This window comes from Micromonospora sp. 4G55, assembly GCF_016803375.1.
This window is the reverse complement of sequence record NZ_JAEVHN010000200.1, coordinates 1-10,050: the sequence shown is the minus strand read 5'-3', so window position 1 is coordinate 10,050 and position 10,050 is coordinate 1. Positions and strand designations below refer to the sequence as shown.

Sequence of the window (10,050 nt, the reverse complement as noted above, 5' to 3'; positions counted from 1 at the left end):
CGGGCGTTGACCGGCCCGCTGGCCGGCTCGACGGCGCTCCTGCTCACCGCGGGGGCGCTGGCCTGGGCGGCGGTGGTCCTGGCCGGCTACGCCTGGCGACGCCGGGTCCGCCCCTGAGCGGGGCCGGCCCGCCGAAGGCCGGCCGCCGGAGGTGCCGCGCCGGAGTGACCGGGCGCACGTGGGGTGCGATTTGGTGCTCACCGTCGCGTGCCGTAACCTGATGACGAAGTTCCACCCAGAGACCGCTGGTCACCGTGCTCCGGCACGGTCGAAGGTCCCGCGATGACGGGCGACCCGCGCAGGGCGGTAAGCGAAAATCGGCTCTTCCCGTGGTCCGCCGACCATGGTGATCGTGCCGGCCCTCGCCCCGTGCGCCCTGCGCCGGGGCTTTTCTCGTTGTCGTGATCCTCCGCCGCCGTCCCAGGCCACCCGGCCTGCCGACGGCGACCAGCCTCGAGCAACGAGAGAGGAGGGACATGGCGGACAAGCCGATCCGGGCCGACAAGGCCACGGCCGTCGCTGAGCTGACCGAGAGCTTCCGTACCGCGGGCGCTGCGGTGCTGACCGAGTACCGTGGTCTGACGGTTTCCCAGCTCACCCAGCTGCGGCGCTCGCTCGGCAAGGAGACCACCTACACGGTCGCGAAGAACACGCTGGCCAAGCGTGCCGCGACCGAGGCGGGCATCTCCGGCCTCGACGAGCTGTTCACCGGTCCTACCGCGCTGACTTTCGTTTCGGGCGACGTCGTCGAGGCGGCGAAGGGGCTTCGCGACTTCGCGAAGGCCAACCCGAAGCTCGTCATCAAGGGCGGTGTCTTCGAGGGCAAGGCCATTTCCGCGGCCGAGGTCACGAAGCTCGCCGACCTGGAGTCCCGTGAGGTGCTGCTGGCCAAGCTGGCCGGCGCGATGAAGGGCAACCTGAGCAAGGCCGCGGCCCTGTTCCAGGCTCCGCTCTCCAAGACCGCCCGTCTGGCGGCCGCCCTGCAGGACAAGCGCGAGAAGGAGGGCGCCGAGGCGGCCTGAGGCCTCCCGGCGCACCCAGTTCTTACCTAACAGATTCAGGAAAGGACGCCAGACATGGCGAAGCTCAGCACCGACGAGCTGCTCGACGCGTTCAAGGAGATGACGCTGATCGAGCTCTCCGAGTTCGTGAAGCAGTTCGAGGAGACCTTCGAGGTCACCGCCGCCGCTCCGGTCGCGGTCGCCGCTGCCGGTGGCGCCGCTGCCCCGGCCGAGGCCGAGCCGGAGAAGGACGAGTTCGACGTCGTCCTCGAGGGTGACGGTGGCAAGAAGATCCAGGTCATCAAGGTCGTGCGTGAGCTGACCGGCCTGGGCCTCAAGGAGGCCAAGGACGCGGTCGAGTCCGCGCCGAAGGCCATCCTGGAGAAGGTCAACAAGGAGACCGCCGAGAAGGCCAAGGCCAAGCTCGAGGGCGAGGGCGCCAAGGTCACCCTCAAGTAATTGAGGTACGACCAGGCGCGCGTCCGGCTCACGTGAGCCGGGGCACACCGCATCGCGGCGGGCGTGATCCGGGAACGGATCACCGCCCGCTGTGGTTGGTGACTACCGGTGGCAGCGGCGTGAGCAGGACGTCCGGCACTCGGCGTACGGCACCACGGCGGTGCCCGGCGGTGGCTCCGGACCGGAAAGAGGGCGGCGACCCGACACCGGCCCTTGACGCGGCACCGGACCGCCAGGCACGCTGACACCAGCAAGTCCTTCCGCGCTTGCGACGGCCACCACTTGGGTAATGGCAACGGCAGCACCACCGCCGCGGCACCCGAGCGGCCCGCAGGAACGCCGCGTTCCGAGCGGCCCGGCAGACCCGGTTTTCCGGGCTCCCGAGGCACGTTCCGCGACGACCTGCGGGGTGGGCTGGACAGCGGTTAGCCTCTCGGCTACACTGCTAGTTTGCGCTGCCTTCCGACTTGACCCCTGCTCGGAAATGTCCGTTTACGGATATTTCTGGTGGGGTCATTGGAGTGCACGCGTACCAGCCGTTCTGCAGCACCGGTCCTCGGAAGGACGCATCTTGGCAGCTTCCCGCCCTGCGAAGACCAGTCGTACGTCGAGCGCTTTCGCTCCCCGCCGAGTTTCTTTCGGCAGGATCACCGAACACCTCGAGGTCCCCAACCTCCTCGCCATTCAGAACGAGTCCTTCGACTGGCTCGTCGGCAACGAGGCTTGGCAGGGCCGGTCGGCGGACGACCCGCACGCACGATCGGGTCTCGCGGAGATCCTCGAAGAGATCAGTCCCATTGAGGACTTCTCCGGCACCATGTCGCTCTCCTTCTCGGCTCCGCGCTTCGACGAGGTCAAGGCCTCGATCGAGGAGTGCAAGGAGAAGGACCTGACCTACTGCGCGCCGCTGTTCGTGACCGCGGAGTTCACCAACAACACCACTGGCGAGATCAAGAGCCAGACGGTGTTCATGGGTGACTTCCCGATGATGACGCCGAAGGGCACCTTCATCATCAACGGCACCGAGCGCGTCGTGGTCAGCCAGCTCGTCCGGTCCCCGGGCGTCTACTTCGACAAGCAGCCGGACAAGACCTCCGACCGCGACCTCTCCAGCGTCAAGGTCATCCCGAGCCGGGGTGCCTGGCTGGAGTTCGACATCGACAAGCGCGACACGGTCGGCGTCCGCATCGACCGCAAGCGTCGGCAGGCCGTCACGGTCCTGCTCAAGGCCATCGGATGGTCGGCCGAGCAGATCCGTGAGCGGTTCGGCTGGTCCGAGCTGATGATGACCACGCTCGAGAAGGACCACATCGCCGGCCAGGACGAGGCGCTGCTCGACATCTACCGCAAGCTCCGCCCTGGCGAGCCGCCGACCCGTGAGAACGCCCAGACCCTGCTCGACAACCTCTTCTTCAACCCGAAGCGGTACGACGTCGCCAAGGTCGGTCGTTACAAGTTCAACAAGAAGCTCGAGCTGAACGTCCCGATCACCACGGGCACGCTCACCGAGGACGACATCGTCGCCACCGTGGAGTACCTCTGCCGGCTGCACGCCGGTGAGGACGGCTACGAGGCCGACGACATCGACCACTTCGGCAACCGGCGCCTGCGCACGGTCGGCGAGCTCATCCAGAACCAGGTCCGCGTCGGCCTGTCCCGGATGGAGCGGGTCGTCCGCGAGCGGATGACCACGCAGGACGTCGAGGCGATCACGCCGCAGACCCTGATCAACATCCGCCCGGTGGTGGCGGCGATCAAGGAGTTCTTCGGTACGTCGCAGCTGTCCCAGTTCATGGACCAGACCAACCCGCTGGCGGGCCTGACCCACCGGCGCCGGCTGAGCGCGCTCGGCCCGGGTGGTCTGTCCCGGGAGCGGGCCGGCTTCGAGGTCCGTGACGTGCACCCGTCGCACTACGGCCGGATGTGCCCGATCGAGACGCCGGAAGGCCCGAACATCGGCCTGATCGGCGCGCTTTCCACCTTCGCCCGGGTCAACCCGTTCGGCTTCATCGAGACGCCGTACCGGAAGGTCGTCGAGGGTCGGGTCACCGACCAGATCGACTACCTGACCGCGGACGAGGAGGACCGGTACGTCAAGGCGCAGGCCAACGCGCCGCTCAAGGCCGACGGCACCTTCGCCGAGGACCGGGTCCTGTGTCGCCGTAAGGGTGGCGAGACCGAGGACGTCGTTCCCGGCGCCGTCGACTACATGGACGTCTCGCCGCGGCAGATGACCTCGGTCGCGACCGCGATGATCCCGTTCCTCGAGCACGACGACGCCAACCGGGCCCTGATGGGCGCGAACATGCAGCGCCAGGCGGTGCCGCTGGTCAAGGCCGAGTCGCCGCTGGTCGGTACGGGCATGGAGTACCGGGCCGCCGTCGACGCCGGTGACGTCGTCGTCGCCGAGGTCGGTGGTGTGATCGAGGACCTCTGCGCCGACTACATCACCATCCACCAGGACGACGGCCACCGCCGGACGTACCTGCTGCACAAGTTCCGTCGCTCCAACGCCGGCTCCTGCGTCAACCAGAAGCCGGTCGTCTTCGAGGGCGACCGCGTCGAGGCCGGCCAGGTCATCGCCGACGGTCCGTGCACCGACGAGGGCGAGATGGCGCTCGGGCGCAACCTGCTGGTGGCGTTCATGTGCTGGGAGGGCCACAACTACGAGGACGCGATCATCCTGTCGCAGCGCCTCGTGCAGCAGGACGTGCTCACCTCGATCCACATCGAGGAGCACGAGGTCGACGCCCGGGACACCAAGCTCGGCCCGGAGGAGATCACCCGCGACATCCCGAACGTCAGCGAGGAGATGCTCGCTGACCTCGACGAGCGCGGCATCATCCGGATCGGCGCCGAGGTCGTCCCCGGCGACATCCTGGTCGGCAAGGTCACGCCCAAGGGCGAGACCGAGCTGACCCCGGAGGAGCGGCTGCTCCGCGCGATCTTCGGTGAGAAGGCGCGCGAGGTCCGGGACACCTCGCTGAAGGTGCCGCACGGCGAGACCGGCACGGTCATCGGCGTGCGTACCTTCTCCCGCGAGGACGGCGACGAGCTGCCGCCGGGCGTCAACGAGCTGGTCCGGGTCTACGTCGCCCAGAAGCGCAAGATCCAGGACGGCGACAAGCTCGCCGGCCGGCACGGCAACAAGGGCGTCATCTCCAAGATCCTGCCGGTCGAGGACATGCCGTTCCTGGAGGACGGCACCCCGGTCGACATCGTGCTCAACCCGCTGGGTGTGCCCAGCCGGATGAACATCGGTCAGGTGCTGGAGACCCACCTCGGCTGGGTGGCCAAGACCGGTTGGAAGGTCGAGGGCGACGACGCCGACTGGAAGCGCCAGCTCCGCTCGATCGAGGCGCACGAGTCCGAGGGGGACACGAACGTGGCCACCCCGGTCTTCGACGGTGCCCGTGAGGAGGAGATCTCCGGTCTGCTCGCGTCGACCCTGCCCAACCGGGACGGCAAGCAGCTGATCGGGTCCTCCGGCAAGGCGCAGCTGTTCGACGGTCGTTCCGGCGAGCCGCTGCCGGACCCGATCGCGGTCGGCTACATCTACATCCTGAAGCTCAACCACCTGGTCGACGACAAGATCCACGCCCGGTCGACCGGCCCGTACTCGATGATCACGCAGCAGCCGCTGGGTGGTAAGGCGCAGTTCGGTGGTCAGCGCTTCGGTGAGATGGAGTGCTGGGCCATGCAGGCGTACGGCGCCGCCTACGCCCTGCAGGAGCTGCTGACCATCAAGTCCGACGACGTCCTGGGCCGGGTCAAGGTCTACGAGGCGATCGTCAAGGGCGAGAACATCCCCGAGCCGGGCATTCCGGAGTCGTTCAAGGTGCTGCTCAAGGAGCTGCAGTCGCTGTGCCTCAACGTCGAGGTGCTCTCCAGCGACGGCGTGGCCCTGGAGATGCGCGAGACCGACGACGAGGTGTTCCGGGCCGCGGAGGAGCTGGGCATCGACCTGTCCCGGCGCGAGCCGAGCTCGGTCGAAGAGGTCTGAGGTGAGCGGTCGGGAGCCGGCTCGCCGGCTCGACCCCACCCACTAGCTAGCAGTACAGACGACGACATAGGGGACATAGTGCTCGACGTCAACTTCTTCGACGAGCTGCGCATCGGCCTCGCCACCGCCGACGACATCCGTCAGTGGTCGCACGGTGAGGTCAAGAAGCCTGAGACGATCAACTACCGCACCCTGAAGCCGGAAAAGGACGGGCTCTTCTGCGAGAAGATCTTCGGTCCGCAGCGGGACTGGGAGTGCTACTGCGGTAAGTACAAGCGGGTCCGCTTCAAGGGCATCATCTGCGAGCGCTGCGGCGTCGAGGTGACCCGTTCCAAGGTCCGTCGTGAGCGGATGGGGCACATCGAGCTCGCCGCTCCGGTGACCCACATCTGGTACTTCAAGGGCGTGCCGAGCCGGCTGGGCTACCTGCTGGACCTCGCCCCCAAGGACCTCGAGAAGATCATTTACTTCGCCTCGTACGTCGTGACGAGCGTGGACGCCGAGTCGCGTCACCGTGACCTCTCGACGATCGAGAACGAGATCCTGGCCGAGAAGCGGCAGTCCGAGAACAGCCGCGACTCGGAGATCGAGAAGCGGGCCGCCAAGCTCGAGGCCGACCTGGCCGAGCTGGAGGCCGAGGGTGCCAAGGCGGACGTCCGGCGCAAGGTCAAGGAGGGCGGAGAGCGCGAGATGCGCCAGATCCGCGACCGGGCCCAGCGCGAGATCGACCGCCTCGACGAGGTGCTGGACACCTTCCGCAAGCTGGAGCCGAAGCAGCTGGTCACCGACGAGCTGCTCTACCGCGAGCTGCGCGACCGGTTCGGCGAGTACTTCACCGGCGGCATGGGCGCCGAGGCCATCAAGGCGCTGGTCCAGAACATGGACCTCGACGCCGAGGCCGAGAGCCTGCGCGAGACCATCCGCTCCGGCAAGGGCCAGCGGAAGATCCGGGCGCTCAAGCGACTGAAGGTCGTCGCGGCGTTCCTGAACACCCGCAACTCGCCGCTCGGCATGGTGCTGGACTGCGTCCCGGTCATCCCGCCGGACCTGCGCCCGATGGTGCAGCTCGACGGTGGCCGCTTCGCGACCTCCGACCTGAACGACCTGTACCGCCGCGTGATCAACCGGAACAACCGCCTCAAGCGGCTGATCGACCTCGGCGCGCCCGAGATCATCGTCAACAACGAGAAGCGGATGCTCCAGGAGGCCGTCGACGCGCTGTTCGACAACGGCCGTCGCGGCCGGCCGGTCACCGGTCCGGGTAACCGCCCGCTCAAGTCGCTGTCGGACATGCTCAAGGGCAAGCAGGGCCGGTTCCGCCAGAACCTGCTCGGCAAGCGCGTCGACTACTCCGGCCGTTCGGTCATCGTGGTCGGCCCGAAGCTGAAGCTGCACCAGTGCGGCCTGCCCAAGCAGATGGCGCTGGAGCTGTTCAAGCCCTTCGTGATGAAGCGGCTGGTGGACCTCAACCACGCCCAGAACATCAAGTCCGCCAAGCGGATGGTCGAGCGGCAGCGGCCGGTCGTGTGGGACGTGCTGGAAGAGGTCATCGGCGAGCACCCGGTGCTGCTGAACCGTGCGCCGACCCTGCACCGCCTGGGCATCCAGGCCTTCGAGCCGCAGCTGGTCGAGGGCAAGGCGATCCAGATCCACCCGCTCGTCTGCACCGCGTTCAACGCGGACTTCGACGGTGACCAGATGGCGGTGCACGTGCCGCTGTCCGCCGAGGCCCAGGCCGAGGCGCGGATCCTGATGCTGTCGTCGAACAACATCCTCAAGCCGGCCGACGGCAAGCCGGTCACCATGCCCACCCAGGACATGGTCATCGGTCTCTACCACCTCACCCACCTCACCCCCGGTGGCAAGGGCGAGGGCCGGGCGTTCAGCTCGGACGCCGAGGCGCGGATGGCGTTCGACAGCGGCGAGCTGCACCTGCAGACCCCGGTCAAGATCCGGCTGCGCGGCGTGGTCGGTGTCGACAACGGCGCCGGCGCCGAGCCGTGGGTCGCGCCCGAGGGCTGGGCCGAGGGTGAGCAGCTGACCGTGGAGACCACGCTGGGCCGGGTCCTGTTCAACGAGACGCTGCCGCAGGGCTACCGCTTCGTGAACTACGAGATCCGCAAGGGCCAGCTCTCCGCGATCGTCAACGACCTCGCCGAGCGCTTCCCGAAGGTGGCTCTCGCGGCCACCCTGGACGGGCTCAAGGAGGCCGGTTTCCACTGGGCCACCTGGTCCGGCGTCACCATCGGCATGGAGGACGTCATCGCGCCGCCGCGCAAGCGGGAGATCCTGGCGCGGTACGAGAAGGACGCCGACCAGATCGACAAGCAGTACCAGCGTGGTCTGATGACCGCCGAGGAGCGTCGCGGCGAGCTCATCGAGATCTGGACCAAGGCGACCAACGAGGTCGCCAAGGAGATGGACACCGCGCTGCCGCAGGAGAACCCGCTGTGGAAGATGATCAACTCGGGTGCTCGCGGTAACCTGCTCCAGCTCCGGCAGATCGCGGCGATCCGTGGTCTGGTGGCCAACCCGAAGGGCGAGATCATCCCGCGGCCGATCAAGGCCAGCTACCGGGAGGGTCTGTCCGTGCTGGAGTACTTCATCTCCACGCACGGTGCCCGTAAGGGTCTCGCCGACACCGCGCTGCGGACCGCCGACTCGGGTTACCTGACCCGTCGTCTGGTGGACGTCTCGCAGGACGTGATCATCCGCGAGGAGGACTGCGGCACCGACCGGGCGATCCCGATGCAGATCGGCGAGCGGCTGGACAGCAAGCTGGTCGTGCACACGCACGCCGAGACCAGCGTGCACGCCCGGACCCTGGCCGACGACATCAAGGGGCCGGACGGCACCGTGGTGGCGCAGCGCGGTCAGGACCTCAACTCGATCCTGGTCGACAAGATCGTCGCCGCCGGGGTGGAGACGGTCCGGGTGCGCAGCGTGCTCACCTGCGAGTCGAAGCTGGGCGTCTGCGCGGCCTGCTACGGCCGTTCGCTGCCGACCGGCAAGTCGGTCGACATCGGCGAGGCGGTCGGCATCATCGCCGCCCAGTCGATCGGTGAGCCGGGTACGCAGCTGACGATGCGTACCTTCCACACCGGTGGTGTCGCGGGTGAGGACATCACCCAGGGTCTGCCCCGTGTCCAGGAGATCTTCGAGGCCCGGATCCCGAAGGGCAAGGCACCCATCGCCGACACCCCGGGCCGGGTCCGGATCGAGGACGGCGAGCGGTCCCGGAAGATCATCGTGGTGCCGGACGACGGCAGCGACGAGATCGTCTACGACAAGATCTCCAAGCGGGTCAAGCTGCGGACCCACGACGGGGACCACGTCGAGGTCGGCGAGAAGCTCACCGAGGGCACCATCGACCCGCACGAGCTGCTCCGCATCCTCGGCCCGCGCGCGGTCCAGGTCCACCTGACCCAGGAGGTCCAGGAGGTCTACCGCTCGCAGGGTGTGCTCATCCACGACAAGCACATCGAGATCATCATCCGCCAGATGCTCAAGCGGGTGACGGTCATCGACTCCGGCTCGACCGAGTTCCTGCCGGGCGTGCTGGTCGACCGGGCGCTCTTCGAGTCGGAGAACCGCCGGCTCGTCGGTGAGGGTGGCGAGCCCGCCGCCGGTCGCCCGGTGCTGATGGGTATCACCAAGGCCTCGCTGGCCACCGACTCCTGGCTCTCGGCGGCCTCCTTCCAGGAGACCACCCGGGTGCTGACCGACGCGGCGATCAACTCGCGCAGCGACTCGCTCGTCGGCCTCAAGGAGAACGTGATCATCGGCAAGCTCATCCCGGCCGGTACGGGCATCAGCAAGTACCGCAACGTCCGGGTCGAGCCGACCGAGGAGGCGAAGGCCAAGGTCTACTCGATGACCGGCTACCCGGAGACCGACTACGGCTTCGGGCCGGCCAGCGGGCAGGCTGTGCCGCTGGACGACTTCGACTTCGGGTCGTACCGCTAAGCAGTGACCGACGAGGCCCCCGGCGTGACCGCCGGGGGCCTCGTCGTGTTCCGGGGTGGGTCGGCCTTCGGGGCCGAGGTGGCCGGTCCCGGCGTGCGCCGACGGGCATGATGGGGGTATGACGACCGCTCCCGGGCAGCTGCCCGTGGCGCACCAGCCGCCACGCCACCCGCTCGACCCCGACCCGGCACCCGCGACGAAGGCCCGCGCGGTCTTCGCGCTGGGCCTGATCGGGGCGCTGACCGGGCTGTTCATCGGCGGGGTGGTGCCCGCGACGGTGGCGCTCCAGCTCGCCCGGCAGGCCCGGCGGGAGGCGTACGCCTCCGGCGGGTACCTCACCGGCGCGGCCTGGCTGCGGCAGGGGGAGCGGCTGGCCTGGGCGGGTCTGGTGCTGGTCGCGGTCGCCGTGGTGACGCTCGTGGTGATCGGCGTGGTCCGGCTGGCCGACGCCCCGTTCGGGCAGGACTACGCCCCGAACGTGGACTGAGCGCCGGTGATCGTGCGGGCCCTGCGGGGCGGTGCGCGCCGACGGTAGCCTGGCCGGTGTCCGTCGCGCGGCGAGGGATCTGGCTTGTCGACAGGAGGACCACGTGACGGAACCGGCGCCGCCGTCGGGAGCCG

At 68.5% G+C, this 10,050-nt stretch carries 5 protein-coding genes; all 5 read left to right on the top strand.

The annotated features are described in order from the left end of the window. The first annotated feature begins 476 nt into the window (after positions 1-476). The 5 genes from rplJ to JNW89_RS17645 all read left to right on the top strand — a co-directional run bounded on the left by rplJ (position 477) and on the right by JNW89_RS17645 (position 9,916). Positions 477-1,022 (top strand): 50S ribosomal protein L10, encoded by a 546-nt coding sequence (gene rplJ / locus JNW89_RS17665; RefSeq protein ID WP_238449753.1) that lies wholly within the window; start codon positions 477-479, stop codon positions 1,020-1,022. Between the two features lie 54 nt (positions 1,023-1,076). Next, positions 1,077-1,460: a 50S ribosomal protein L7/L12 gene (rplL, locus tag JNW89_RS17660; protein WP_088960246.1), complete on the top strand. Its 384-nt coding sequence runs from the start codon at positions 1,077-1,079 to the stop codon at positions 1,458-1,460. Positions 1,461-2,031: 571 nt separating this feature from the next. Continuing rightward, entirely contained in the window at positions 2,032-5,463 is a 3,432-nt protein-coding gene (locus tag JNW89_RS17655; RefSeq protein ID WP_238449752.1) for a DNA-directed RNA polymerase subunit beta, read from the top strand. Positions 5,464-5,541: 78 nt separating this feature from the next. Next, the gene (locus tag JNW89_RS17650) at positions 5,542-9,429 is read left to right on the top strand and encodes a DNA-directed RNA polymerase subunit beta' (RefSeq protein WP_238449751.1); all 3,888 of its coding nucleotides are present in this window, start codon (positions 5,542-5,544) and stop codon (positions 9,427-9,429) included. Positions 9,430-9,547: 118 nt separating this feature from the next. After that, positions 9,548-9,916 carry a hypothetical protein gene (locus tag JNW89_RS17645; protein WP_210775460.1) on the top strand — a complete coding sequence of 123 codons (369 nt, stop codon included), beginning with the start codon at positions 9,548-9,550 and terminating at the stop codon, positions 9,914-9,916. The last annotated feature ends 134 nt before the right edge of the window (positions 9,917-10,050 follow it).